This window comes from Bacillus cereus group sp. MYBK15-3, assembly GCF_051916765.1.
In the GTDB taxonomy this organism is placed as follows: domain Bacteria; phylum Bacillota; class Bacilli; order Bacillales; family Bacillaceae_G; genus Bacillus_A; species Bacillus_A cereus.
Map to the genome: position 1 here is coordinate 460,078 of NZ_JBQAHG010000002.1, position 24,678 is coordinate 484,755.

A 24,678-nucleotide genomic window follows, 5' to 3' on the forward strand; every position below is an offset into this window, starting at 1 on the left:
GCGAAAAAAGTCGCACATCCCTCTTTTTTGTGGTAAAATATATCGGGTTAAAAACTGGCAGAAGAATCGTTTTTAATATCAAAACGGGACGTACAAGCTAAGGATAAAGCTGGCTTGTATTTTTATTGCATTCTATGTGTGAAAAGACGTCATAGAGGCACTTCTCCATGTAAATAAGGAGGACCATTTATGGAGGATGCAGTTAACGAGTACCTATTATCATTTATTGATCCGAAAGATAAATTAATTCTTGAAATGGAAGAATATGCAACAGAAAATCATGTGCCGATTATGGATCGACTTGGAATGGAATTTATGCTGCAATTTTTACGTTTAATTGGACCGAAAAGCATTTTAGAACTTGGAACAGCAATCGGTTATTCTAGTATTCGTATGATGCAAGCTATTCCAAATTCACGTATTGTGACAGTTGAGCGCAATCGTGAGCGATATGAAAAAGCACTTGAATATATAGAACGTTCCCCAGTAACAGATCGTATTTCAGTTATTTACGGTGATGCGTTAGAGACAGGTGAACAAGTAAAAGAACACGGGACATTTGACGTTATTTTTATTGATGCAGCAAAAGGACAGTATCGTCGCTTTTTTGACTTATATGAACCGTTATTAAATCCTGGTGGCGTAATTATTTCAGATAATGTTATGTACCACGGTCTTGTAACGACAAAAGAGAAAATTGAAAACAGACGTACACGTGGTTTAATCCGTCGTATTAAGACGTACAATGAGTGGCTTATGAACCATGAAGGATATGATACAACGATTTTCCCAATTGGTGATGGAGTAGCTGTTAGTAAAAAGAGAGGGTGACCAAGGTATGAAGAAACCTGAATTGTTAGTAACGCCAAGAGCGGTGGCGGATATCGAACAACTTGCGAAAGCAGGAGCAGATGCGGTAATGATCGGTGAGCAAAAGTTTGGTTTACGTTTAGCAGGGGAGTTTTCACGTGAAGATGTAAAACAAACTGTAAAGATTGCACATGAAAATGGTGTGAAAGTATACGTAGCCATGAACGCTATGTTCCACAACGATAAAGTAGAAGAATTAACAGATTACGTTTCATTTTTAAACGAAGTAAATGTAGATGCAATTGTTTTCGGAGATCCAGCGGTATTAATGGCTGTTCGTGAAGTAGCACCAAATATGCAGTTGCACTGGAATACAGAAACGACAGCAACAAACTGGTTCACTTGTAATTACTGGGGACAAAGAGGATCAAAGCGTGCTGTATTAGCTCGTGAGCTTAGCTTAGATGAAATTGTTGATTTAAAAGAAAATGCTGAAGTGGAACTGGAAGTACAAATTCACGGTATGACTTGTATGTTCCAATCGAAGCGTTCATTAGTAGGAAACTACTTTGAGTATCAAGGACGTAATCTTGACATTGAAAAGAAAAAATATGAAGAGAATATGTTCTTATATGACCCAGAGCGTAACAATAAATATCCAATTTATGAAGATGAAAATGGTACTCACATTATGAGTCCGAACGACATTTGTTTCATCGATGAATTAGAGGAACTAATCGATGCTGAAGTTGATAGCTTAAAAATCGACGGTGTACTAAAAAGCTCTGAATACATTATTGAAGTAACGAAGAAATATCGTCAAGCGATTGATTTATGCGTAGAAGATCGTGATGCATATTATGACGTGAAAGATGATCTATATAAAGAAATAGAAGAAATGCAACCAGTAAATCGTCCGTTAGATACAGGATTCTTCTTTAAAGAAACGGTTTACTAAACGAGGAGGGTGTAGGAAATGACTGTACAAGAAATTTCACGAGTGATCGATGGCAAACGTGTTATTGTGAAGAAACCTGAACTGTTAATCCCTGCGGGTAACTTAGAAAAATTAAAAGTAGCTATCCATTACGGGGCAGATGCTGTATATTTAGGTGGACAAGAATTTGGCCTTCGTTCGAATGCAGGTAACTTTACGCTAGAAGAAATGGCAGAAGGCGTTGAGTTTGCAAAGAAGTATGGAGCAAAAATATACGTAACAACAAATATCTTTGCACATAATGAAAATATGGACGGGCTAGAGGAATATTTAAAAGGGATTGAAAAAGCTGGCGTAACGGGAATTATCGTTGCTGATCCGCTTATCATTGAGACTTGTAAACGCGTAGCGCCTTCTGTTGAGGTGCATTTAAGCACACAGCAATCACTATCCAACTGGAAAGCAGCACAGTATTGGAAAGAAGAAGGTTTACATCGTCTTGTATTAGCTCGTGAAGCAAGCTATGAAGAAATGAAAGAAATTAAAGAAAAAGTGGATATTGAAATTGAAGCGTTCGTCCATGGTGCAATGTGTATCGCATATTCAGGAAGATGTACATTAAGTAACCATATGACAGCGCGTGATTCTAATCGTGGTGGTTGTTGCCAATCTTGCCGCTGGGATTATGATTTAGTTCAAACAGTATCACAACATAAAGATGCAAAAGAGCTTCCTCTATTCCAAGAAGGAGATGCTCACTTTGCGATGAGTCCAAAAGATTTAAATTTAATTTTATCAATTCCAAAAATGATTGAAATCGGAATCGATAGCTTAAAGGTAGAAGGACGTATGAAATCAATCCATTACGTAGCGACTGTAGCAACTGTATATCGTAAAGTAATTGATGCGTATTGTGCGGATCCAGATAACTTTGAGTTTAAACAAGAATGGTTAGATGAGCTTGATAAATGTGCAAATCGTGATACAGCTCCTGCATTCTTTGAAGGGGTTCCAGGACATCAAGAGCAAATGTTTGGAAATCATAGTAAGAAAACAACGTATGATTTTGCTGGTTTAGTGTTAGATTATAATGAAGAAACGGGCATCGTAACGATTGAGCAACGTAATCATTTCAAACCAGGACATGAAGTGGAGTTCTTTGGACCAGAAATAGAAAACTTTACGCAAACGGTGGAGAAAATTTGGGATGAGGATGGAAACGAATTAGATGCAGCGAGACATCCGTTGCAAATCGTGAAATTCAAAGTGGATCAACGAGTGTATGTGAATAATATGATGCGCAAAAGCATACTTCAATAAGAAAGAGTGATAGTCGAATGGGGACGAATAAGCCTGTTGTAATTGGAATTGCTGGTGGTTCGGGATCAGGTAAAACGAGTGTAACGAAAGCGATTTTTGACCATTTTAAAGGTCATTCTATTTTAATCTTAGAGCAAGATTATTATTACAAAGATCAAAGCCATTTACCAATGGAAGAGCGTTTAAAAACAAATTATGATCATCCGCTTGCGTTTGATAATGATCTGTTAATTGAACATTTGCAGCAGTTGCTTGCATATGAGCAAATTGATAAGCCTGTATATGACTATACATTGCATACGCGTTCAGAAGAAATTATTCCGGTTGAGCCGAAAGATGTAATTATTTTAGAAGGAATTCTTATTTTAGAAGACCCACGTCTTTGCGAGTTAATGGACATTAAATTATTCGTTGATACGGATGCTGACCTTCGTATTCTGCGCCGCATGCAACGTGATATTAAAGAGCGCGGTCGTACGATGGATTCAGTTATTGATCAGTACGTAAATGTTGTACGTCCAATGCACAATCAATTTATTGAGCCTTCTAAGAAATTTGCGGATATTATTATCCCTGAAGGTGGACAAAACCACGTTGCAATTGATATTATGGTGACAAAAATTGCAACAATTCTTGAACAAAAAGTAAATTTGTAATAGCATAGTAAAAGATATACGGTAGGAAGGGATTTTTTCCCTTCTTATCGAATACAATGAAACATGCAACCTCATCTATATATAGGTGAGGGCATATTTATATCAACTTTCCATACATATCTTCTTTATATAAAGAAGAATTGGAAATACGGGGTTGTATGTGACAACTCCGCTAGTGCAAGGGTACTAGAAACCTCCGCTAACAATGGAAGCGGAGGAGTTTTCATATGGAACTCCTCTTTTTTTTCGGGGGATTGGTATATAAAAGGAGTGGAAAATATGTCAACAGAAAAAACATACCCTATGACGCAAGAGGGTAAGCAAAAACTAGAGAACGAACTTGAGCAATTAAAAACAGTAAGACGTAAAGAAGTAGTAGAACGTATTAAAATCGCACGTAGCTTCGGGGATCTTTCTGAGAACTCTGAGTACGATGCAGCGAAAGATGAGCAAGCGTTCGTAGAAGGACGTATTACACAATTAGAAAATATGATTCGTAACGCAGTTATCATTAAAGATACTGGCGAAGTATCTACTGTTGTTACATTAGGTAAAACAGTAACATTTAAAGAATTACCAAACGGAGATGAAGAAGCGTATACAATCGTAGGTAGCGCGGAAGCTGATCCATTCGAAGGAAGAATTTCTAACGATTCTCCAATCGCAAAAAGCTTATTAGGTAAGCAAATTGGTGAGAAAGTAACAATCCAAACACCAGGCGGAGAAATGCAAGTAGAGATTGTCTCTGTAAAATAAAAAAAAGATTCTCCTATCGGGAGAATCTTTTTTTTATCCCGCTATTTGCCAGACAGTAAGACCACCATCTCAAAATTCAGCGGAAGCAAAGAAGTTAGGTGGGCGTCGGACTGCTCGTAAACGCCCGCTTGGTGAGGGCTAATTAAAGTTTCTTTTTATCTGTAGAATAGAAAAATTTGTGTAAACCTTAGAGTGATTCGACAAAAAATGTCAAAAAAACATTTTAAGCTTTGATATCATAATTAGAGACCATAGTTTTTAAAAGGGAAAAGGGGCTAATTATGAAACATAAAATCTTTACAGGATTGGTTTGTAGTATCTCTATATTAGGACTTGCTGCATGCGGAACGAATGAAGAAACTACATCATCAAAGGGAGAAAAAGTAAAGCAAGAAGAAAAAAAGGATATTAAAGCAACTGAGAGTTCAAAAGCCTTAGAAAATCCACAAGATAAAAAGGAATTTAATGATTTTGATGTAGCGTATCAATTAGCAATTGTCATGAAAATATTTCAAGATGTAACGATTAAGTATGATTACGCAATTGGGAATCCAGATTATTTATTGCGAGATTCGATGGATCAAAAAACAATAGATGATATGAAGAATATGTTACAAGAACAGGCGAAGAATAATGATAAAATTTTAAAAGATGAAGTGAATCAAGCATATACATATTTAAAACAATCGAAAGTAAGTAATAAAGATGATATTCAAAAAATAATAGATGCACAAAATAATTATTTACATATTGTAGATAAGATGATTACTTGTATTGATTCTGTAACAGTTGAGAATGCAAAAGAAAAAAGAAATGAAATGGATAATCTTAGTAAGGATTATTTACAAATAGCGGCTAATGTAACAACCACTGTAATTGAAGTTGCTAAAAACACTGGAGTGAATGAAACTGAATTTAGATCGCTTCTTATGAAATTTTTAGAGAAGCCAAAGAAACAATAATAGCCTTATATAATATCTGTTTTTGTTTTGGAGATTGTATAAATAAAATAGTACCTCGTCTAAACTACAATAGGCGAGGTGTTTTTTATGAAAATAAAACGGAGAATTACAATTGTTTTAATTTGTTTTATGTGCGTTATGTTTGTATTGCTTTGTCGTTTAATCCAAATTCAAATTATAGATACAGAATCATTTACTGATCGCAAAATAAATTTAATTGAAAAAAGTGTTACGCAACGCACACAATCCATTACAGTAGACGATGGACGTGGGCAGTTTATAGATCGTAATGGTAAAAAAATAGGTGAGGAAAAATATCCTGTTTTAATTATTTTTCCATTTTTACAAATAAAAAATGACATGTTAGAGAAAATCGCGCATATCATTGGTGTGTCGAGACAAGAGATTAGAAGACAAATGAAAAATAATAAAAATGCATTTACACTACAAGGAGAAACTGCTCCATTTCGAGTGACACGAGAACAGATGGAGAAGGTAAATGAATTACATGTATTAGGTATTGTAGCAGCTGAAGTGCGATTAAAACAAACTGGAGAGATAAATCATTTAATTGGTGATGTAGGGGAGAACGAAAGGGAGTTTCAAAAGCGATATGGAGAATTGAAAAGAATCTCAAAAGAAACGCCGATAGGTATTTCAGGATTACAGCAATCATTTGATGAATTTCTATTGACTGATGGAGAGGCAAAAGTATTATATCAAGTAGATAGGCAAGGAGAACCAATTTTCGGAAAGCAAGCGAAATACACTTCACCAGGAAATCCATTTTATCCAGTTAGGATTCAAACTACTTTACATAAAGAGTTGCAGCAAAAAGCAGAAGAAGTGATTGAAGCGAATGAAATAAAGAAGGGGGGACTAGTATTACTTGATGTAAAGACAAATGAAATATTAGCGATGGCTAGTAAGCCGTCTTTACAAGTAAGGGATGAGAATTTATATAAAACTACACTTGAAAATCAAATGTTAACGCCACATTTTCCAGGCTCTGTTTTTAAAACAGTAGTTGCAGCTGCAGTCATTGATCAAAAAGTAAATTTGTTTAATCGGACATTTAACTGTAATAAAGATTTATATGGTGAAAACGACCCGCAAGTTAGGATGGGTACACTTAACTTTAAAGAGAGCTTTGCTAGGAGCTGTAACAGGACATTTTCCGAGTTAGGTAACGAGCTATTACAAAAGGATAAGACGGTGCTAGAAACATACGTAGCAGCTTTAGGAGCAAATGAAAAGGTTGGATGGAAAGGTTCTGTATTTCATACACCTCATTTTGAGCAAATGCCAGAAGAAAAGGGTACTACTATTTGGGGGAATGAAGAAAATAAAAATAGTAAAAAAGCGGTAGAACAAACAGCAATTGGACAGAAAGATGTACGTATATCACCTCTAGCAATTGCAAATATGATGGCGACGATTGCGAGGAATGGAGAAAAGATGGAAGTGAAAGCAGTTGAAAAAATAGTATATAAAAATGGAGCGGATTTTTTTACATTTGAGAGCCATACGTTAAATGGAAAACAGCTTTCGTATGAAACAGTGAAAACATTACAAGAGTTATTAAGAGGCGTTGTAACAAGGGAGAAAGGAACAGGAACGGCATTCCGTTCGTTGCCACTAAGTGTCGCTGGAAAATCTGGGACAGCGCAAACAGGGAAAGGGACGAGGGTGAATCGCTGGTTTGCAGGTTATTTTCCGTATGAGAATCCAAGATATGCTTTAGTTGTTGTTGATCTAGAGACTGATAGCAAAGTGAATAAAGTTACACCTATTTTTAAAGATATGGTAGGAGCAATCTATCAATTGGAGAATGAAAAGTAATCTTGCAATTTATAGTGAAATGTCTTCATTTCATGAAAATATCATTGTAAATGTTCAACCTTTCTAGATTTAATGTTACAATAGCAATTAGGAAAAACTGCATGGAGGTTTGGAGAATGGCAGGAGGATCAAGATTCCAACAGAAACAACAAAAACGTCGTCAAAACGGTGTTTTAAATATTGCAATCGCTATTGTATTACTATTAGTAGCTATTGTAGCATATCAATTGTTCGTTCCTAGTACGAAAGAGCAAGCATCTTCTACTGATAAGAAAGTCTCTCAACAAACAACAAAGAATGAGAAAGCTGGGAAATCAGAAGATAAAGAATCTGCTAAGAAAAAAGAAAAAGAACAAGAGCAAGCAGAAGCTAAGAAAAAAGCTGAAGAAGAGAAGCTAAAGGCTGAAGAAGAACAGAAAAAAGCTGAAGAAGAAGCGAAAGCTAACGAGAAAGTATCAGCTGAGAAAACTGTATCTAAGGCAAAAGAGGCGTATACAAAACCTTCTTGGAAAGCTGTAGGAACAGAACAAGGTTCATCACCAGCGATGACGTTTAAACAGGGTTCATCAGATTGGAATGAGATGCAAAGTGCAATTGCTGCAGGTGTTGAAGTACCGAAAGAGCAATTAGTATTCCATTTTGTTGGAAGAGACAAAACTGGAAAGAGCAAAGCTTATGGTGATGTTCAAGATAAGCAAAGTGGGAAAAGATATTATGTAAATATTGATTGGGTAGACAATGAGGGCTGGAAACCAGTACTTGTTCAAACTCTAAACTAAAAAAGAGAGGCTCCTTAGGAGCTTCTCTTTTTTGTTAACGCAATTTCTTTAATTTAAAATGAACAACCGCGCTATAATACGGTCTTTTGCTTTCAGGATCCATAACCATTTGATGTGAGATGTGATGAACTTCAAGCATAAGTGCTTTATTATTATCAATTTGTTCACTAATTTTTCGTTCTAAAGAAGCTAAGTCTCCCGCTTCAAAAAACTCTACTTTATCTTCTAACATTTCAAAGGTAAATGACATGAAGACGGCCCCTCTCCTATGTAATCAACTATAGTGTAACAAAGAAAAGAAGGAAATACCATGTACATTTCAATTGACATTTTTAGAAAGAGGGAATATCATACTGATAAAACCGATAAGAAAAAGGGGAATTTTTATGGGTACAGAATTTAATGGTTTATTTGATGAGTGGGCTCATACGTACGACTCATTTGTACAAGGCGAAGATATACAATATAAAGAAGTTTTCGCCCATTATGAGGACATTCTAGAGGATGTAGTTAACAAGTCATTTGGTAATGTATTAGAATTTGGTGTCGGTACAGGTAATTTAACAAATAAATTATTACTTGCTGGCCGCACAGTTTACGGTATAGAACCGTCGCGTGAAATGCGCATGATTGCAAAAGAGAAATTGCCAAAAGAATTTTCAATTACAGACGGTGATTTTCTTTCGTTTGAAGTTCCAAATTCAATTGATACCATTGTAAGCACCTATGCATTTCATCATTTAACAGATGATGAAAAAAATGTAGCGATTGCGAAGTATAGTCAATTGCTAAACAAAGGTGGTAAAATAGTGTTTGCTGATACGATATTTGCAGATCAAGATGCATATGATAAAACTGTTGAAACAGCAAAACAAAGAGGTTTCCACCAGTTAGCAAACGATTTGCAAACGGAATACTATACACGTATTCCAGTTATGCAGACTATTTTTGAAAACAATGGCTTCCATGTAACGTTCACGAGATTAAATCATTTCGTTTGGGTAATGGAGGCAACTAAGCAATAGAAAGAGGGATTAGATTGAGAATTGCTGTAATTGGAGCAATGGAAGAAGAAGTACGTATTTTACGTGATAAATTAGAACAAGCAGAGACAGAAACGGTTGCAGGTTGTGAATTTACGAAAGGGCTATTAGCAGGGCATGAAGTAATCTTGTTAAAGTCTGGTATTGGTAAAGTAAACGCAGCGATGTCAACGACAATTTTATTAGAAAAATATAAGCCTGAAAAAGTAATTAATACTGGTTCAGCTGGTGGATTCCATCATTCTCTAAACGTTGGTGATGTAGTTATTTCCACTGAAGTTCGTCACCATGACGTAGATGTAACAGCATTTAACTATGAATATGGTCAAGTACCAGGAATGCCGCCTGGATTTAAAGCTGATGAGGCGTTAGTTGCATTAGCTGAGAAATGTATGCAGGCTGAAGAAAATATTCAAGTTGTAAAAGGTATGATTGCAACAGGTGATTCATTTATGAGTGATCCGAACCGCGTTGCAGCCATTCGTGATAAATTTGAAAATCTTTATGCGGTAGAAATGGAAGCAGCAGCTGTTGCACAAGTATGCCACCAATATGAAATTCCGTTTGTTATCATTCGCGCACTTTCTGATATTGCTGGTAAAGAATCAAATGTTTCATTTGATCAGTTTTTAGATCAAGCAGCTCTTCATTCTACAAACTTTATCGTAAAAGTGTTAGAAGAGTTAAAGTAATGTAACAAAAAGGCAACTGTCTCATATAAAGAAAATACATACAGTTGCCTTTTCTTTATTGGCAAACAAGGGGGAGAACACGATGAATGTATATCGTGGAGTTCATGAGTTAATTGGTCATACACCAATTGTAGAAATTACTCGTTTTTCACTTCCGAAAGGAGTCCGTTTATTTGCAAAGCTTGAATTTTATAACCCAGGCGGAAGCGTTAAGGATCGTTTAGGAAGAGAATTAATCGAAGATGCGCTAGAAAAAGGGCTTGTTACCCGGGGTGGAACAATTATTGAACCGACTGCTGGGAATACTGGTATTGGACTGGCACTTGTAGCATTAGAACATGATTTACGTGTTATTGTTTGTGTACCAGAGAAATTTAGTATTGAAAAACAAGAATTAATGAAAGCACTAGGTGCAACGGTCGTGCATACACCGACTGAGCAAGGAATGACCGGTGCAATTGCTAAAGCAAAAGAGTTAGTAAATGAACTACCGAATTCATACTCTCCAAGTCAGTTCGCAAATGAGGCAAATCCTCGTGCATATTTTAAAACACTAGGACCTGAACTGTGGGACGCATTGAATGGAGAGATTAACATATTTGTTGCTGGAGCAGGAACTGGCGGTACGTTTATGGGGACTGCATCTTATTTGAAAGAAAAAAATATAGATATTAAAACAGTTATCGTAGAGCCAGAAGGATCTATTTTAAATGGTGGTAAGGCTGGTTCACATGAGACCGAAGGAATTGGACTGGAATTTATCCCGCCATTTTTGAAGACATCTTATTTTGATGAAATTCATACGATTTCTGATCGAAATGCATTTTTACGAGTGAAAGAATTAGCGCAAAAAGAAGGACTTCTCGTTGGGAGCTCTTCAGGAGCAGCATTTCATGCGAGCTTACTGGAGGCAGAGAAGGCAGCACCAGGTACAAATATTGTAACGATTTTTCCTGATAGCAGTGAGCGCTATTTAAGTAAAGACATATACAAAGGATGGGAATGAAAAATGAGAGCAAAGACAAAGTTAATTCATGGTATTCGCATAGGAGAACCTTCAACTGGATCTGTAAACGTACCGATTTATCAAACAAGTACGTACAAACAAGAAGCAGTTGGTAAGCATCAAGGATATGAATATTCACGTACAGGTAACCCAACACGTGCAGCTTTAGAAGAAATGATTGCTGTATTAGAAAATGGGCATGCTGGATTTGCATTTGGTTCAGGAATGGCTGCTATTACAGCGACAATTATGTTGTTCTCAAAAGGTGACCACGTTATTTTAACAGATGATGTTTATGGCGGAACATACCGCGTTATTACGAAAGTATTAAACCGTTTCGGTATTGAGCATACATTTGTAGATACAACAAACTTAGAGGAAGTTGAAGAAGCGATTCGTCCAAATACGAAAGCAATTTATGTGGAAACACCAACGAACCCACTACTAAAAATTACTGATATTAAGAAAATATCTACTCTTGCTAAAGAGAAAGACCTATTAACAATTATTGATAACACATTCATGACGCCATATTGGCAGTCGCCGATTTCTTTAGGAGCAGATATTGTGCTTCATAGTGCAACGAAATATTTAGGAGGTCATAGTGATGTAGTTGCAGGTTTAGTAGTTGTAAATAGCCCACAACTAGCAGAAGATCTTCACTTTGTACAAAACTCAACAGGAGGTATTCTTGGGCCACAAGATAGCTTCTTACTACTTCGCGGTTTAAAAACATTAGGAATTCGTATGGAAGAACATGAAACGAATTCACGTGCTATTGCTGAGTTCTTAAATAATCATCCAAAAGTAAATAAAGTATATTACCCAGGTCTTGAATCACATCAAAATCACGAATTAGCAACAGAACAAGCAAACGGGTTTGGTGCTATTATCTCATTTGATGTAGATAGTGAAGAAACATTAAATAAAGTACTTGAGAAACTACAATACTTTACACTTGCTGAAAGCTTAGGAGCGGTAGAAAGTTTAATTTCTATTCCATCTCAAATGACACATGCATCAATCCCAGCTGATCGCCGCAAAGAATTAGGAATTACAGATACATTAATTCGTATTTCTGTCGGTATTGAAGATGGTGAAGATTTAATTGAAGATTTAGCACAAGCGCTAGCATAATAAAAAACGCACTGCTCTATATTAGCAGTGCGTTTTTTTATTACGTCTTTTTGTGAAACATTTCACAAAATAGACATACACAAACGAAATGATTTCATGTATATTGAATTCAGGAAACGTTACTCACGAACAAACTTGTGAAACTTTTCACAAACAATGAAATTCATGTAGGAAAGCATCTCTATTTTTTTGTGTTAATTGGGACTTATTTTGACCTACAGGGACATATAAGGACCGTAATAGTAGAATAGGAGGAAATTCACATGGTAGTCAAAGAGAAAGTTGTAAATGAAATGCAGGAAGTAAAAAAGATGATTGATACGCTAGTAAATAATGGTCAACAAGCTTTACAAGCATTAGAAAGTTTTACACAAGAGGAAATTGACAACATTGTTCATGAAATGGCATTAGCAGGTGTTGATCAACATATGCCGCTAGCAAAATTGGCAGTTGAAGAAACTGGCCGTGGTGTATATGAAGACAAATGCATTAAAAATATTTTTGCCACTGAATATATTTGGCATAGTATAAAGCAAGATAAAACGGTAGGGATTATTCACGAAGATCCTCATGAAGAAATAATAGAAATCGCGGAACCTGTCGGTGTAGTAGCTGGAGTAACACCAGTAACGAATCCAACGTCGACAACAATGTTTAAAGCGTTAATTGCGATAAAAACAAGAAATCCAATTATTTTCGCATTTCATCCTTCCGCACAAAAATGTTCTGTGGCAGCAGCGAAAACCGTATATGATGCAGCGATGAAAGCTGGTGCACCAAAACACTGTATTCAATGGATTGAAAGACCGTCTGTTGAAGCGACGAAACAATTGATGAACCATGATGGTGTAGCACTCGTTCTAGCAACTGGAGGCGCTGGTATGGTGAAATCAGCTTACTCTACTGGAAAACCAGCGTTAGGCGTTGGTCCTGGTAATGTACCGTGTTATATAGAAAAATCAGCACATGTAAAACGAGCTGTTAATGATTTAATTTTATCAAAAACATTTGATAACGGTATGATTTGTGCATCGGAACAAGCAATCATTGTCGATAAAGAAATTTATGATGATGTTAAAACAGAAATGATTGAAAACAGTTGTTACTTTGTAACAGAAGAAGAAAGAAAAAAATTAGAAAAGCTCGTTATAAATGAAAATACATGTGCAGTAAATAGTGATATTGTAGGGAAATCAGCACAGTATATTGCCGATTTAGTTGGGATCACTGTTCCTGGACATACAAAAATGCTTGTAGCTGAAATTCAAGGTATCGGAGCAGCATATCCGTTATCCCGTGAGAAACTGAGTCCAGTATTAGCTTGTGTGAAGGCAAATTCATTAGAAGAAGGATTTACATATTGCGAAGAAATGTTGAACCTCGGTGGTTTAGGACATTCAGCAGTTATCCATTCTACAAATAAAGATGTGCAAAAGCAATTTGGGTTACGTATGAAAGCTTGCCGTCTCATTGTAAATGCACCTTCATCACAAGGTGGAATAGGGGATATATATAATGGATTTATTCCATCACTTACACTTGGTTGTGGTTCATACGGAAAGAATTCAGTTTCCCAAAATGTAACAGCGACTCATTTATTAAATATAAAAAGGCTGGCAAATAGAAAAAAGAATATGCAGTGGTTCAAACTGCCACCAAAAATTTATTTTGAAAAACATGCTACAGCTTATTTAGCAAATATGCCTAACATTTCACGTGCATTTATTGTAACGGACCCCGGAATGGTTGAACATGGCTATGTCGATACAGTCGCGCACTATTTAAACAAGCATGCAAATGATGTGAAAGTTGAAGTTTTCTTTGAGGTCGAACCAGATCCATCAGATGAAACTGTTTTTAAAGGTGCGGAAATGATGAAAAGCTTTAAGCCAGATGTAATTATCGCACTTGGTGGTGGTTCAGCTATGGATGCAGCAAAAGGAATGTGGTTATTCTATGAGCATCCAGAAACGACATTCTATGGCATTAAACAGAAATTTTTAGATATAAGAAAACGTACATGTAAATATCCGGAATTAGGAAATAAGGCGCAGTTTGTTGCGATTCCAACGACATCAGGAACGGGATCAGAAGTGACACCATTTGCGGTTATTACAGATAAGAAAAATAATATAAAGTATCCGCTCGCAGATTATGAATTAACACCAGATGTAGCAATTGTTGATCCACAATTTGTAATGACAGTACCACCACATGTAACAGCAGATACTGGTATGGATGTTTTGACACATGCAATTGAGGCGTATGTGTCTGTTATGGCAAATGACTATACAGATGGATTAGCATTAAAAGCTATTGATCTCGTATTCAAATATTTACCGAGAGCATATAAAGATGGAAATGATGAAGAAGCAAGAGAAAAAATGCATAACGCTTCTGCAATTGCAGGGATGGCATTTGCAAATGCTTTCCTCGGTATTAATCACAGCTTAGCACATAAGATTGGACCAGAATTCCATATTCCGCACGGACGCGCAAATGCCATTCTAATGCCGCACGTAGTCCGCTATAATGCTATTAAGCCAAGAAAACACGCATTGTTCCCAAAATATGAGCACTTTGTGGCAGATGAAAGATATGCACATATAGCGAGAATGCTCGGGCTTCCAGCAAGTTCGGCAGCAGAAGGGGTGGAATCACTCGTCCGAGCAATTATTGAGCTTGGAAAAAGCTTAAATATTAATATGAGTATTGCGGGACAAGGAGTCGATAAAGAGCAATTTGAAGAGGTTGTTGGAGTATTAGCAGAAAGAGCTTTTGAAGATCAATGTACAACTGCTAATCCAAAGTTACCGCTTATTTCAGAGCTGAAAGAAATTTATATGGAAGCATATAAAGGTGAATAATGATAAAAAAAGAGCCGCAGTAAAAGCGGCTCTTTTTTTATTGGAAAACATCTCCCAGAATGGCTGTATTTACTGGTCTTTCAGTTTCATAGAATATGATACAGTGAAATGGAGGAGTGAGAATATAATGAAAGAATTAAAAGGAAAAATAGAAGATTATACTCGGTTTGGACAAATGCTTCTCGCTGTAAGTACATTGTTAATGGTTGGCTTATTGATTCCGAGTGGAGCAAAAGAGACAATCCAATTTTTTGTTATGATGGGGAGCATCGTTATATTTTTAAGCTTATCGTTCTTTTTCTTTCAGCGTGTGAAAGTGATGCGTGACCAGCTAGAGGAAAATGAATGTGAATAATATTGTTAACTAGAGCGCAGCGAAAAGAAAAAATCTTTTTGTCGCGCTTTTTGTTTTTTTTGTAGGAAAATATATGCCTTTCGTGTTGACAATGATAATCCTTATCAATTAAAGTAGAATAGTAGTTGATGATTATCATTATCAATTAGAGGTGAAGGAATGAAAAAATCTATTACGCTATTTACAGCGATTTTATCTATTTTTTTCTTGTTAATAGGTTGCAGTGCCAAAGGGGACGAAAAAGCGTCTGCAACCAAAACAGAAAAAGGAAAAGAGAAAATCGAAATTACCGACCTATCAGGAAGAAAGGTAACATTCGATAAAGTGCCAGAAAGTTTTGCAACATTAAGTATGGGGGACATGGATATTATTCATGCTTTAGGTGGAAAAATAGTAGGTCGCCCGGATACGAAATTAACTCTTCCGGATGAGCTAAAGAAAGCACAAGTAATTGGGAATGCACATCAACCGAATTTTGAGCAAATTGCTAGTTTAAAGCCCGATGTACTTGTTGCTAACAATGGATTCCAAAAGAATGTGCCAACGGTTGAAGGACAAGGAACGCAAGTTATCATTTCTTCTGCGAATTCTGTACAAGATATTCAAAAAAATATTGAATTATATGGAACGGTAATGAAGAAAGAAGATAAAGCAAAAGAAATTAATCAAAAAATGAATGATCAAATGAAGAAATATGAGAAAAAGAGCGATGCGAAAGCATTGCTAGTGTATGGCGCACCAGGAACTTATTTAGCGGCATTACCAACATCTTTATCAGGTGATATTTTAGAAAAAACAGGCGGAAAAAATATTGCTTCTGATTTTCCAGAAACGAAAGAATATCCGCAATATGCACAGCTAAGTGTAGAACGTATTATTGAGGCGAATCCAGATGTGATTTATTTAATTACACACGGAGATCCAAAAAGTGTGAAAAAAGCATTCGAAGGCGAAATGATGAAAAATGAAGCGTGGAAAAATTTAGAGGCAGTAAAACAAAACCGCGTAGTTATTTTGCCACCTGATTTATTTGGATCTAATCCTGGTACAAAAGTTACAGAAGCAATGGACTTTATGTATAAAAGTATACAAGATGTAAGGAAATGATACTATGGAAAGTAGTGAAGTAGTAAGAGAAAAGGAACATCCTTTTGCGAAAAAAAGATGGATAATAGCAGTTACTTTAGTTGTATTAACAATCCTAGGTCTCTTTTACGGTCTTTTCGCAGGAAGTTTATCCTTTTCTGTACGAGATATTCTAACGGGTATACAAGATGAAGGTTCGACAGTTCATCGAATTGTATGGGATCTTCGCATACCGAGAGTGCTCATTGGGTTTATAGTAGGAACATGTTTAGCTGCATCTGGTACACTGCTACAAGGAGTTATGAGAAACCCTCTTGCAGATCCTGGTATTATCGGAGTTTCATCTGGGGCAGGCCTTGTAGCAATTGTCATCATGATTTTATTCCCACAGCATCTAGCTTTTTTACCACTAGGGGCGTTTTTAGGAGCTTTCATAACAGCGATGGTTATTTATGCTTTATCATGGCAAAAAGGGGCACCACCTTCAAAAATCGTCTTAGTAGGGGTGTCGATCAATGCATTAATTGGTGCAGCAACGTCAGCATTAATGTTATTACATAGTGACAAAGTACAATCGGTGTTACCGTGGCTAGCGGGTGGTATTGGTGGTGTAAGTTGGGCACATTTAAATATGATTATTTATTATGCAATATTCGCCATTATATTAGCTTTCTTTGGTATTAAGCATATTCGAGTGTTAATGCTTGGAGATGAAATGGCAAAGTTATTAGGACATAACGTGGAAAAAAGTCGGTTTTATTTAATCGTAGTAAGTACATTATTAGCTGGAATTGCAGTAAGTGTGTCTGGTCTTATTGGATTTGTCGGTCTTGTCGTACCACATATGCTACGTTTATTAGTTGGAAATGATTATAGATATTTGCTACCTTTATCATGCCTTGGCGGCGGGGTATTACTTGTTTTTGCGGATGCAATAGCTCGAAGTTGGTTTGACCCAATCGAATTGCCTGTTGGTATTTTACTGTCCTTCTTAGGTGGTCCGTTCTTCTTATATTTAATTCATAGAGGAGGAAAACAAAGTGATTTCCGTTAACAAAGTGTTTTACGCACACTCTGAAAGATTTCAAATGCAAAATATGAATGTACATATTAAGGCTGGAGAAATCGTTAGTTTAATTGGTCCGAATGGATCGGGAAAATCTACTTTGCTTCGTTTAATAGCAAGGCTACTGAAACAAAGCGAAGGGGACATCATTTTAGATGGGAAAAATATTCATATGATGAAGAGTGCTGATGTAGCGAAGCAATTAGCAATGTTACCACAAATGCATGATCATCAATTAGATTTAACAGTGAAAGAACTAATTGAGTTCGGAAGAGGTCCACATAAATCATGGAGTAGCCACTTAAATAAAGAAGATGAAGAAATTGTTGATTGGGCATTGTCTGTTACAAATCTTGAAGGGTATGAATATCGTCTTTTACATTCTTTATCAGGAGGGGAACGGCAACGTGCTTGGATTGCGATGACGCTAGCGCAACGTACAAATGTCTTATTATTGGATGAACCAACAACCTTTTTAGATATCGTTCACCAGTTGGAAGTAATGGAACTTGTGAAACGATTAAATGAGGAGTTTGGAATGACAATTATAATGGTTTTACATGACATTAACCAAGCTGCTCAATATAGCGATCGTTTACTTGTATTAAAGCGAGGAAAAATTCAGTATGATGGTATACCAGAAGAAGTACTATGCCATGAAATGTTTCAACATGTATTTGGCATAGATGTAGATATTTTTCAGGGAAGTGACAAGCCTTTTTTTACACCGAAACGAATTTCTAAAAGGGGAGAAGAGCGATGCAAACAGAAGAGCGTATTACCATTGAATTAGTAAGAGAATTTGTTATGGCAGCTCACGGGGATTTAGAGAAAGTACAAGAGCTATTGGTTGAATCACCAAGCTTACTTCACGCCTCTTATAATTGGGGTGGATCAGATTGGGAAAGTGCGTTAGGCGCATCGGCACATGTAGGTCGTAAAGATATTGCTCTTTATTTACTAGAAAAGGGTGCTCGGATGGATATTTTTGCAGCAGCTATGCTTGGTGAATTAGAAGTTGTACAAGCTATTTTAGTAGCTCAACCAGAAGCATTGCGCGCATCTGGTCCTCATGGTATTTCTCTTCTTCAACATGCACGAATGGGTGGAGAGAAATCTAAGCGTGTATATGATTATTTAGCAATACTATCTTAATGAACGAAGGAAGTTCTTATGTGCGGTAAACTTTTCACTTGAAACAATTGGAAAGTTTACCGCCCGTTAGAACGGGATAAGTATCTAGTATATTTGAAAATCCTACACCCCCCTCAATTGTAGTTTTCTTTATGCTAGTTATGATATGGATGCAGTGGACAATATTTGTCTACTGCTTTTTTTGTTTCTATAAGATTGAATATTCTGTGTTATGTGGTTGATTCATTTATAATAAATGGTAACACTTATTGTGCATACAAAATATGATTGTGAAATTAAGAAGAAATTAGTAGAAAGGAGTGAAGGAATGTTTCATACAGACCGTTTACAAATTCGTAAATATACAATGGATGATTTACAGTTCTACGCTTCACTATGGGGAAACGAAAAAGTAATGCGCTATATTGGAAATGGGAATTTAAAAACATATATGCAATGTAAAAAAAGTTTGGAAGAGTGGGTAATTCCTAGCTATAAAAACGGCCTCGGTTTATTTGTATTAATTGAAAAGGAAACGGGGATACGGATTGGTCATGCAGGATTAGTAAAGCAGCAGATAGATGGAAAAGAGGAAATTGAAATTGGTTATTGGTTATTACCTCAGTATTGGGGAAAAGGCTATGCGAGAGAAGCAGCGGCAGCATTTCGAGACTATGGCTTCCAAGCGTTACGAATGAATAAATTGATTTCTCTTATTAATCCGGACCACCCCGCCTCAATCTTTGTTGCTAGAAAAACGGGGCTTAGTTATGAGAAAACAACTTCATTTCATGGGATGGATGTTCTCGTTTATTCCATTAGGCGCGTTGGATGAAAAAAGGTTAATTGCATTTTTTGAAGAATGGTATATAAAAATAAAGGAGGGATTACATGTACATTTATCATAATGGACTTATTATTCGTGAGGGGACGAATGGTGTACCTGCATATGCAATTAAGACTTTATTCGAAGATGCCGGTTGGAGCAATGATAATATCCCTTCTTGGCAAATTGAAAAATTCACGATAGCATTTGAAAATTCAACATGGGCATTCACAATTTGGGATGAAGAAGAGATGATTGCCATGGTTAGAGTCATTTCTGATGGAATCATGGTCGCGAACATAGTAAATTTAGTTGTGAAATGTGAATATAGAGGGAAGGGATTAGGTAAGAAACTTGTCGCTCTTTGTTTGCAAAAGCTACCACATGGTGACTGGTTTGCACATACTTCTGCGAACAATTTTGATTTTTATAGAAGCTGTGGATTTGAAGTTAGAGAGCTATCGAGAAATGGAACATGTGCGTATTATGGATATCAAGTCGCGAAAAGAGATGGTCACCGATAAATGAATGAAAAGTAAAAGTTTAGCGAGGTAATTTTGAGGATTTGATAATAGAGAATGGATTGAGGATCGTTTTATGATAAAATAAAAGAAAATTCTGTTTATTATTAGGGGGATAAAAATGAGTATAAAAGTTGGGGATGTATTTAAATATGAAAGAAGATTTACTGAGGAAGAGGTGTTTGAATTTGCAAATATTACCGGAGATAAAGGTAGACACCATGTGGAATATGATGAAAATGGAAGATTAATGGTCCATGGTTTATTGACTGCTAGCATTGGAACGAAAGTAGGCGAAGAATTACATTACATAGCAAGAGAATTAGTAAGTGAGTTTATTAGACCAGTTTTCACAGGAGATACAATCACTTGTGAATTAACTTTAACAAATGTTGAGCAAATGGAAGGTTATAAAAAAGTTTCAATCGAGTCAGTTTATCGCAATCAACACGAAAAGACTGTACTAGTGGGGACAAGTTATGGAATTATAAGGGGATAAAAAAGAAGCCTGTTTAGCAGGCTTCTTTTTTATTATTTAGTAAACACGTTTTCGATTTTCTGCATAACTAGAGATGAGTAATAATGCAGTTTCTTCTCCTATATTACGAACAATATGAGGAACGCATGCATTCCATGAGAAAGAATCACCTTCTTCTACAATTGCAATATCTTCACCGTGCTGAACTTCTAGTTTTCCGCGTAATACAAGGTGACATTCTTCCCCTTCATGGGCATTTGGTGAGTTTTCTTTCGGGAATCCAGTAGGGATTTCTACTAAAGATAGGCGAAGGCCCCCTTGCTCCGCAACATGTTCAATTCTTTGCTCATCTTTGCCGTATACACTGTATTTCCGTTCTTCTTTTTTGACAATTTTTAATCGATCTTTTTGCTCTAACAATAGATAGGGAAGGGGAACGTTTAAAAAATTGGAGATCGTTTCTAAAGTTGAGATAGATGGTGATGTTTTATTATTTTCAACCTGACTCATAAATCCTTTAGAAAGACCTGTTCCCTCACAAATTTGTGCGATTGTTATGCCCCTACGTTGACGAATTTCACGTATTGCAGAACCAATATTCATAAAATCAAGCTCCTTTTTGTAAACAACTATTTGTATCATAGCAAAAAAAATATATTTTTTCCCAGTGAAAATGAATTGACGAATAAAAAAAATTAGTGTATGTTTTGTAATATAAATAAAAGTTTTGTATAAGAAAACTATAAAGGAGAGAAAGAAATGAATCAACATATTGGTAACTTAATTATTCGTATCGTGTTAGGGGTAACATTCTTCATGCACGGTTTAACAAAATTCCAATCAGGAATTGACAATATTGCAGGGTGGTTTACAAGCATTGGTTTACCAGGAGGACTTGCATACGGTGTAGCAACATTTGAATTAGTTGGAGGCCTATTATTAATTCTAGGTTTAGGTGTAAGATATATTGGATTATTATTTGCACTTGTTATGGTTGGAGCAATCGTAAAAGTAAAATGGTCAGCTGGTTTATTGGGAGATGGAAAAAATCCTGGTTTCGAATTAGAACTTGCATTATTAGCAATGGGTGCATACTTATTTGTTGCAAAAGCTGATGGTTTTGTAGATAATTTCTTAAAAGAAAAAATGTCAAAGAAGAACTAATTTAAATGGGGGGCTAACAAGATGAGTTTTCAACTTCATCCCGATACAACACTGGATGTTGTTCATTTATACGTATCTAATGTAAAGAAATCACTAGAGTTTTATACGGAAGTACTAAGTATGAAGGTGCTAAAAGAAGAAAAAGCAGTCGTTACATTTGGGAATGAAAATGATGAACCACTTCTTATCATTGAAGAAAAGAAAGAAGCTTTTCCGAAGCAAAGAGGAAGAACAGGGTTATATCATTACGCAATTTTATTACCAAGTAGGCAGGATTTAGCGAATGTTCTTCGTCATCTTGTAGAAATGGTATATCCACTACATGGCGGGGCCGATCATTACTTTAGTGAAGCTCTTTATTTAGCTGATCCAGATGGAAACGGGATTGAAATTTATCATGATCGACAAAAAGAAGTTTGGCGTGATGAGAATGGAGAGCTCCCATTTGTTAGTAACCCGTTAGCTGGTGAAGAATTATTGCAGCAAGGAAGTACATGGAGTGGATTTCCAGCTGGTACTGTGATGGGGCATATTCATTTCCATGTAGCTGATTTAGAGGAAGCGAAACGTTTCTATGTTGATGGTCTTGGTTTTGAAGTAACAATCCCAGCTCGTAATGGAGCGTTGTTCGTATCAGCAGGTGGCTATCATCACCATATCGGTTTAAATACATGGCAAGGTGAAGGGGTACCACCGCAAATGCCAGGTTCTGTTGGTTTGAAATATTTCACAATTGTATTAGCGGATGAAAAACAAAAAGAGCAAGTATGTGAAAGCTTAAAAAATATTGGTAAGATTGCTACGTACAAAGATGGAATATTACAAGTCGAGGATCCATTTGGACATTGTATCCATTTCCAAATAAAAGGAGAAGCCTAAAAAGGCTTCTCTTTTTTATTTTCTTATAATTGCATTTTCGTTTTGTAAAAATAGTTCATCAAATTGTTTTGCAAGCTCAAAATCTAGTTTCGTTAAACCTTTTGCATTCCAAGATGACAAAGTAATAATAACTGCTTTATACTGGATAAGGATAAATGGATGGTGATTATGTTCTTCTGATAGTTTGGCGGCTTCAGAGACAAATTCGACTCCTTTTAAGTAGTCGGAAAACATATATTTTCGTTCAATCCATTTCTCATCTTTTACCATCCATTTATCTACCTTCAATAATTCCTCGTGAACTTCTTCTTCAGTTAATCTTAGCATCATTTTTCACATCCTTTATTGGAAGTAACGCAAGACCATTGTTAATAAGGCGTGTTACAGCTTCGTCAGTTGTGAAAGTAGAAAGTTGATGTAGTAATGCTGCAGATGTTTCATGCCCTTTGTTATGCTCTAAAAGTAACTCTAATACTTCAAGGCGCAGCAACCATTCTTTCGCATAAAATTTATTTAATACTTCTTGGATTGCTACTAATTGATCGATATGCGCGTCGTGTAAAATCCCCTCACTTCGAATATCTCGAACTGTTTGATACATACGTTCAAGTTCATTCAGCACAAGTGGAGCAGGAATTTCTTGAATTTCTTCATCCATTGGGAAGAATGCTGCAGCATCTGCGGCACCTGGGAATACTGAAGTGATTTGTGAGCCAACAGCCATATCAAATGCGCCCCATGAAGCATCAAATAAAACGCGGGCGTTATAAGTAACTGTGCAATCGATAAAGGAAATAAGAGCAATTTTCTTATCATTTTTCACAATATCTGTTACTGTTCCTTTTACATGAATACCACTTGCAAAAGTAAACTCAGCGATAGTTCCAATTGTAATTCCTAATGATTGTAGTTGTTCGTCTGTACAATTTTCTAATGCAATATTTTCAGTAAGTAATCCAATCGGTGTTCCAAATCCGTCATTGTGTACAGAAGTAGAATGATTCGCTAACTGTTTATTATGAAGCGCTAATGCCGTTGGCGAATTTGTTCGCATGTAAATTAATTCACCTGCATCGTTTTCAATTGTCTCGCTAAATGTACCTGTAATTTGTAATCCACTATTTAGCTCAGCTGTTGCATAGTTCTCAGAGCGAATTGCTTTTTCTAATCCTTCTTTACCACCAGTTTTAAAGGCCATCGTTTCAGAGAATTTCTCAAGTGCTTCTGTTAATTCTTCAAATGATTCGCAAACAAATAGTTGTGGTTGCATTTTTGTTACGTCATAAGTTGTACTTGTACATGCCTCTATAGAGAATGGAACCTTTTCTACAGCGTCTGTTAAGCAATGTTTGCTTTCGCCAACAGAAGAAAGGAGACCAGCACCATATATCTTTGGATCATCTATATTTCCGATCAATCCATATTCTACTGTCCACCAGAAAAGACGTGAAATTTGTTCAGCTTCCGATAAACCAGAAACTAAGTTTTGTTTTTCAATTACAGCATTTTCAGCAGCCTTAACTTCATCAGGAGTAGAAGTAGGGCTTTCTTTTACTATCGTTAATGTACGAACAGCTTCAAATGCATCATGTTCTTCTTTTGTAGAGAAAGCTTTTGCACCAATTTGCCCAAAACGTTTCACATATTTTGCATATGTAGGATCAAGTAAAATCGGTGCGTGTCCTGCGGCTTCATGTACGATATCTGGAGCTGGTGTGTACTCGATATTTTCTACTTTCCGGATATCTGTTGCAATCGGTAGTAATCCGTGTCCTTGAAAATCGAAGAATGCTACGCCAGGAATAAGTCCGTCAATTGTTACAGCGCCCCAGCCGCTTGGTGCCAAACACTCATTCATTTCTTCTACTTTTGGAATTGCATCTATATTAATACCAGATGATTGTAGTCCGTTCACATAGGCTGGATGAGCAACGTCTTTTAAGAAGCTATGATTTTGTCTCATAATATAACGCCACACAGCGTGATTCACCGGTGTGTATTGATCATAATGTTGTGTGGATACAAATGGTTTTAAATGCGATGGAATTTCTGTTTTCTTTGTCATTTAGACATCCTCCTTTTTTTCAATAAAATTGAATATTGATTTCGTATAGCTTGTATCACCCCCTTTCATTTTTTGTAAGCGCTTATAAAATTTTATCATAAGATTCGGAATTATTTAACATATGTTTCTGTGATAAATAGAAAAAGCCCCTATCGGAAAATCCGATAGGGGCGAAAGAATCGCGGTACCACCCTATTTGTAAGTGAAAATATACTTACATCTCAATTAATGATAACGGAAAAATTCCGTCTTTTCCTTCATGCATAAAAGCACTACGAAAAAGAAGCTCCAGAATTG

Annotated in this window: 27 protein-coding genes and 1 other annotated feature (1 of these 28 only partly in view); of the genes, 23 read left to right on the forward strand and 4 right to left on the reverse strand. The window is 36.3% G+C overall.

The features are described 5' to 3' along the window. Window positions 1–189 precede the first annotated feature (189 nt). From ACTFR8_RS10775 to ACTFR8_RS10810, 8 genes are all read left to right on the forward strand, one after another. A complete protein-coding gene (locus ACTFR8_RS10775; RefSeq protein ID WP_000389102.1) occupies window positions 190–831 on the forward strand; it encodes an O-methyltransferase in 642 nt (213 codons plus the stop codon). Window positions 832–838: 7 nt separating this feature from the next. Continuing rightward, window positions 839–1,768: a peptidase U32 family protein gene (locus tag ACTFR8_RS10780; protein WP_000742811.1), complete on the forward strand. Its 930-nt coding sequence runs from the start codon at window positions 839–841 to the stop codon at window positions 1,766–1,768. Between the two features lie 18 nt (window positions 1,769–1,786). Beyond that, on the forward strand, window positions 1,787–3,067 hold the full coding sequence (locus tag ACTFR8_RS10785; RefSeq protein ID WP_000217974.1) for a peptidase U32 family protein: 1,281 nt from the start codon (window positions 1,787–1,789) through the stop codon (window positions 3,065–3,067). Window positions 3,068–3,084: 17 nt separating this feature from the next. Next, complete coding sequence (gene udk / locus ACTFR8_RS10790) at window positions 3,085–3,723, forward strand: uridine kinase (RefSeq protein ID WP_000537078.1); 639 nt, start codon at window positions 3,085–3,087, stop codon at window positions 3,721–3,723. Between the two features lie 279 nt (window positions 3,724–4,002). Continuing rightward, window positions 4,003–4,479, forward strand: coding sequence for a transcription elongation factor GreA (gene greA / locus ACTFR8_RS10795; protein WP_000102591.1), 477 nt, complete (start codon window positions 4,003–4,005; stop codon window positions 4,477–4,479). A 281-nt stretch (window positions 4,480–4,760) separates the two neighbouring features. Beyond that, window positions 4,761–5,441, forward strand: coding sequence for a hypothetical protein (locus ACTFR8_RS10800; protein WP_098282478.1), 681 nt, complete (start codon window positions 4,761–4,763; stop codon window positions 5,439–5,441). 87 nt (window positions 5,442–5,528) lie between these two features. Next, a complete protein-coding gene (locus ACTFR8_RS10805) occupies window positions 5,529–7,283 on the forward strand; it encodes a peptidoglycan D,D-transpeptidase FtsI family protein (RefSeq protein WP_144607924.1) in 1,755 nt (584 codons plus the stop codon). A gap of 116 nt (window positions 7,284–7,399) precedes the next feature. Then, window positions 7,400–8,062, forward strand: coding sequence for a YrrS family protein (locus ACTFR8_RS10810; RefSeq protein ID WP_000897099.1), 663 nt, complete (start codon window positions 7,400–7,402; stop codon window positions 8,060–8,062). Between the two features lie 34 nt (window positions 8,063–8,096). On the opposite strand, the gene ACTFR8_RS10815 is transcribed toward ACTFR8_RS10810, so the two are convergent. Then, window positions 8,097–8,312 carry a YrzA family protein gene (locus ACTFR8_RS10815; protein WP_000010984.1) on the reverse strand — a complete coding sequence of 72 codons (216 nt, stop codon included), beginning with the start codon at window positions 8,310–8,312 and terminating at the stop codon, window positions 8,097–8,099. 136 nt (window positions 8,313–8,448) lie between these two features. Between ACTFR8_RS10815 and ACTFR8_RS10820 the strand changes: the two genes are divergently transcribed. From ACTFR8_RS10820 to ACTFR8_RS10880, 13 genes are all read left to right on the forward strand, one after another. Then, window positions 8,449–9,087, forward strand: coding sequence for a class I SAM-dependent methyltransferase (locus ACTFR8_RS10820; RefSeq protein ID WP_000536315.1), 639 nt, complete (start codon window positions 8,449–8,451; stop codon window positions 9,085–9,087). A gap of 14 nt (window positions 9,088–9,101) precedes the next feature. After that, entirely contained in the window at window positions 9,102–9,797 is a 696-nt protein-coding gene (gene mtnN, locus ACTFR8_RS10825; protein WP_001217024.1) for a 5'-methylthioadenosine/S-adenosylhomocysteine nucleosidase, read from the forward strand. Between the two features lie 82 nt (window positions 9,798–9,879). Then, window positions 9,880–10,803, forward strand: a complete 924-nt coding sequence (locus tag ACTFR8_RS10830) for an O-acetylserine dependent cystathionine beta-synthase (protein ID WP_252209695.1) — start codon at window positions 9,880–9,882, stop codon at window positions 10,801–10,803. A 3-nt stretch (window positions 10,804–10,806) separates the two neighbouring features. Continuing rightward, window positions 10,807–11,940: a bifunctional cystathionine gamma-lyase/homocysteine desulfhydrase gene (locus tag ACTFR8_RS10835; protein ID WP_001201908.1), complete on the forward strand. Its 1,134-nt coding sequence runs from the start codon at window positions 10,807–10,809 to the stop codon at window positions 11,938–11,940. Window positions 11,941–12,203: 263 nt separating this feature from the next. Then, complete coding sequence (gene adhE / locus ACTFR8_RS10840; protein ID WP_000260499.1) at window positions 12,204–14,807, forward strand: bifunctional acetaldehyde-CoA/alcohol dehydrogenase; 2,604 nt, start codon at window positions 12,204–12,206, stop codon at window positions 14,805–14,807. Between the two features lie 127 nt (window positions 14,808–14,934). Beyond that, a complete protein-coding gene (locus tag ACTFR8_RS10845) occupies window positions 14,935–15,162 on the forward strand; it encodes a YrhC family protein (RefSeq protein ID WP_000661265.1) in 228 nt (75 codons plus the stop codon). 159 nt (window positions 15,163–15,321) lie between these two features. Next, the gene (locus ACTFR8_RS10850) at window positions 15,322–16,269 is read left to right on the forward strand and encodes an ABC transporter substrate-binding protein (RefSeq protein WP_000748453.1); all 948 of its coding nucleotides are present in this window, start codon (window positions 15,322–15,324) and stop codon (window positions 16,267–16,269) included. Between the two features lie 4 nt (window positions 16,270–16,273). Beyond that, window positions 16,274–17,302 carry a FecCD family ABC transporter permease gene (locus ACTFR8_RS10855; protein WP_000445960.1) on the forward strand — a complete coding sequence of 343 codons (1,029 nt, stop codon included), beginning with the start codon at window positions 16,274–16,276 and terminating at the stop codon, window positions 17,300–17,302. Further along, a complete protein-coding gene (locus tag ACTFR8_RS10860; RefSeq protein WP_000626525.1) occupies window positions 17,289–18,107 on the forward strand; it encodes an ABC transporter ATP-binding protein in 819 nt (272 codons plus the stop codon). The genes ACTFR8_RS10855 and ACTFR8_RS10860 overlap by 14 nt, the downstream gene beginning before the upstream one ends. Then, window positions 18,074–18,469: an ankyrin repeat domain-containing protein gene (locus ACTFR8_RS10865; RefSeq protein WP_001192763.1), complete on the forward strand. Its 396-nt coding sequence runs from the start codon at window positions 18,074–18,076 to the stop codon at window positions 18,467–18,469. The genes ACTFR8_RS10860 and ACTFR8_RS10865 overlap by 34 nt, the downstream gene beginning before the upstream one ends. Window positions 18,470–18,704: 235 nt before the next feature. Beyond that, on the forward strand, window positions 18,705–19,283 hold the full coding sequence (locus ACTFR8_RS10870; protein WP_000258037.1) for a GNAT family N-acetyltransferase: 579 nt from the start codon (window positions 18,705–18,707) through the stop codon (window positions 19,281–19,283). Window positions 19,284–19,339: 56 nt separating this feature from the next. Then, entirely contained in the window at window positions 19,340–19,798 is a 459-nt protein-coding gene (locus ACTFR8_RS10875; protein WP_000276114.1) for a GNAT family N-acetyltransferase, read from the forward strand. Window positions 19,799–19,916: 118 nt separating this feature from the next. Next, complete coding sequence (locus tag ACTFR8_RS10880) at window positions 19,917–20,294, forward strand: MaoC/PaaZ C-terminal domain-containing protein (RefSeq protein ID WP_000025015.1); 378 nt, start codon at window positions 19,917–19,919, stop codon at window positions 20,292–20,294. 36 nt (window positions 20,295–20,330) lie between these two features. Here the strand turns inward: ACTFR8_RS10880 and ACTFR8_RS10885 are convergent, their stop codons facing one another. Next, window positions 20,331–20,876, reverse strand: coding sequence for a helix-turn-helix domain-containing protein (locus ACTFR8_RS10885; protein WP_001020693.1), 546 nt, complete (start codon window positions 20,874–20,876; stop codon window positions 20,331–20,333). A gap of 156 nt (window positions 20,877–21,032) precedes the next feature. Here ACTFR8_RS10885 and ACTFR8_RS10890 point away from each other — a divergent pair, with 156 nt between their 5' ends. Then, a complete protein-coding gene (locus tag ACTFR8_RS10890) occupies window positions 21,033–21,437 on the forward strand; it encodes a DoxX family protein (RefSeq protein ID WP_001071553.1) in 405 nt (134 codons plus the stop codon). 21 nt (window positions 21,438–21,458) lie between these two features. After that, window positions 21,459–22,316, forward strand: coding sequence for a VOC family protein (locus ACTFR8_RS10895; RefSeq protein WP_000009844.1), 858 nt, complete (start codon window positions 21,459–21,461; stop codon window positions 22,314–22,316). A gap of 15 nt (window positions 22,317–22,331) precedes the next feature. On the opposite strand, the gene ACTFR8_RS10900 is transcribed toward ACTFR8_RS10895, so the two are convergent. Together ACTFR8_RS10900 and ACTFR8_RS10905 are read right to left on the reverse strand one after the other, a co-directional pair. Beyond that, on the reverse strand, window positions 22,332–22,646 hold the full coding sequence (locus ACTFR8_RS10900) for a 4a-hydroxytetrahydrobiopterin dehydratase (protein ID WP_000979538.1): 315 nt from the start codon (window positions 22,644–22,646) through the stop codon (window positions 22,332–22,334). Then, window positions 22,627–24,381 carry an aromatic amino acid hydroxylase gene (locus ACTFR8_RS10905; RefSeq protein WP_000163199.1) on the reverse strand — a complete coding sequence of 585 codons (1,755 nt, stop codon included), beginning with the start codon at window positions 24,379–24,381 and terminating at the stop codon, window positions 22,627–22,629. Before ACTFR8_RS10905 ends, ACTFR8_RS10900 begins: the two co-directional genes overlap by 20 nt. A gap of 163 nt (window positions 24,382–24,544) precedes the next feature. After that, window positions 24,545–24,678, reverse strand: a binding site (T-box leader); it runs 94 nt beyond the window's last position.

Excerpts from the sequence above, each read along its gene's own strand:
- ACTFR8_RS10800 (WP_098282478.1), top strand. The coding sequence starts at position 4,761 with ATGAAACATAAAATCTTTACAGGATTGGTTTGTAGTATCTCTATATTA.
- ACTFR8_RS10815 (WP_000010984.1), bottom strand. The coding sequence starts at position 8,312 with ATGTCATTTACCTTTGAAATGTTAGAAGATAAAGTAGAGTTTTTTGAA.
- ACTFR8_RS10905 (WP_000163199.1), bottom strand. The coding sequence starts at position 24,381 with ATGACAAAGAAAACAGAAATTCCATCGCATTTAAAACCATTTGTATCC.
- ACTFR8_RS10785 (WP_000217974.1), top strand. The coding sequence starts at position 1,787 with ATGACTGTACAAGAAATTTCACGAGTGATCGATGGCAAACGTGTTATT.
- adhE (WP_000260499.1), top strand. The coding sequence starts at position 12,204 with ATGGTAGTCAAAGAGAAAGTTGTAAATGAAATGCAGGAAGTAAAAAAG.
- ACTFR8_RS10775 (WP_000389102.1), top strand. The coding sequence starts at position 190 with ATGGAGGATGCAGTTAACGAGTACCTATTATCATTTATTGATCCGAAA.
- ACTFR8_RS10885 (WP_001020693.1), bottom strand. The coding sequence starts at position 20,876 with ATGAATATTGGTTCTGCAATACGTGAAATTCGTCAACGTAGGGGCATA.
- ACTFR8_RS10870 (WP_000258037.1), top strand. The coding sequence starts at position 18,705 with ATGGTAACACTTATTGTGCATACAAAATATGATTGTGAAATTAAGAAG.
- ACTFR8_RS10850 (WP_000748453.1), top strand. The coding sequence starts at position 15,322 with ATGAAAAAATCTATTACGCTATTTACAGCGATTTTATCTATTTTTTTC.
- ACTFR8_RS10810 (WP_000897099.1), top strand. The coding sequence starts at position 7,400 with ATGGCAGGAGGATCAAGATTCCAACAGAAACAACAAAAACGTCGTCAA.
- ACTFR8_RS10875 (WP_000276114.1), top strand. The coding sequence starts at position 19,340 with ATGTACATTTATCATAATGGACTTATTATTCGTGAGGGGACGAATGGT.
- ACTFR8_RS10855 (WP_000445960.1), top strand. The coding sequence starts at position 16,274 with ATGGAAAGTAGTGAAGTAGTAAGAGAAAAGGAACATCCTTTTGCGAAA.
- ACTFR8_RS10890 (WP_001071553.1), top strand. The coding sequence starts at position 21,033 with ATGAATCAACATATTGGTAACTTAATTATTCGTATCGTGTTAGGGGTA.
- udk (WP_000537078.1), top strand. The coding sequence starts at position 3,085 with ATGGGGACGAATAAGCCTGTTGTAATTGGAATTGCTGGTGGTTCGGGA.
- ACTFR8_RS10880 (WP_000025015.1), top strand. The coding sequence starts at position 19,917 with ATGAGTATAAAAGTTGGGGATGTATTTAAATATGAAAGAAGATTTACT.
- ACTFR8_RS10845 (WP_000661265.1), top strand. The coding sequence starts at position 14,935 with ATGAAAGAATTAAAAGGAAAAATAGAAGATTATACTCGGTTTGGACAA.
- ACTFR8_RS10900 (WP_000979538.1), bottom strand. The coding sequence starts at position 22,646 with ATGATGCTAAGATTAACTGAAGAAGAAGTTCACGAGGAATTATTGAAG.
- ACTFR8_RS10830 (WP_252209695.1), top strand. The coding sequence starts at position 9,880 with ATGAATGTATATCGTGGAGTTCATGAGTTAATTGGTCATACACCAATT.
- ACTFR8_RS10865 (WP_001192763.1), top strand. The coding sequence starts at position 18,074 with ATGCAAACAGAAGAGCGTATTACCATTGAATTAGTAAGAGAATTTGTT.
- ACTFR8_RS10780 (WP_000742811.1), top strand. The coding sequence starts at position 839 with ATGAAGAAACCTGAATTGTTAGTAACGCCAAGAGCGGTGGCGGATATC.
- greA (WP_000102591.1), top strand. The coding sequence starts at position 4,003 with ATGTCAACAGAAAAAACATACCCTATGACGCAAGAGGGTAAGCAAAAA.
- ACTFR8_RS10835 (WP_001201908.1), top strand. The coding sequence starts at position 10,807 with ATGAGAGCAAAGACAAAGTTAATTCATGGTATTCGCATAGGAGAACCT.
- ACTFR8_RS10895 (WP_000009844.1), top strand. The coding sequence starts at position 21,459 with ATGAGTTTTCAACTTCATCCCGATACAACACTGGATGTTGTTCATTTA.
- ACTFR8_RS10820 (WP_000536315.1), top strand. The coding sequence starts at position 8,449 with ATGGGTACAGAATTTAATGGTTTATTTGATGAGTGGGCTCATACGTAC.
- ACTFR8_RS10805 (WP_144607924.1), top strand. The coding sequence starts at position 5,529 with ATGAAAATAAAACGGAGAATTACAATTGTTTTAATTTGTTTTATGTGC.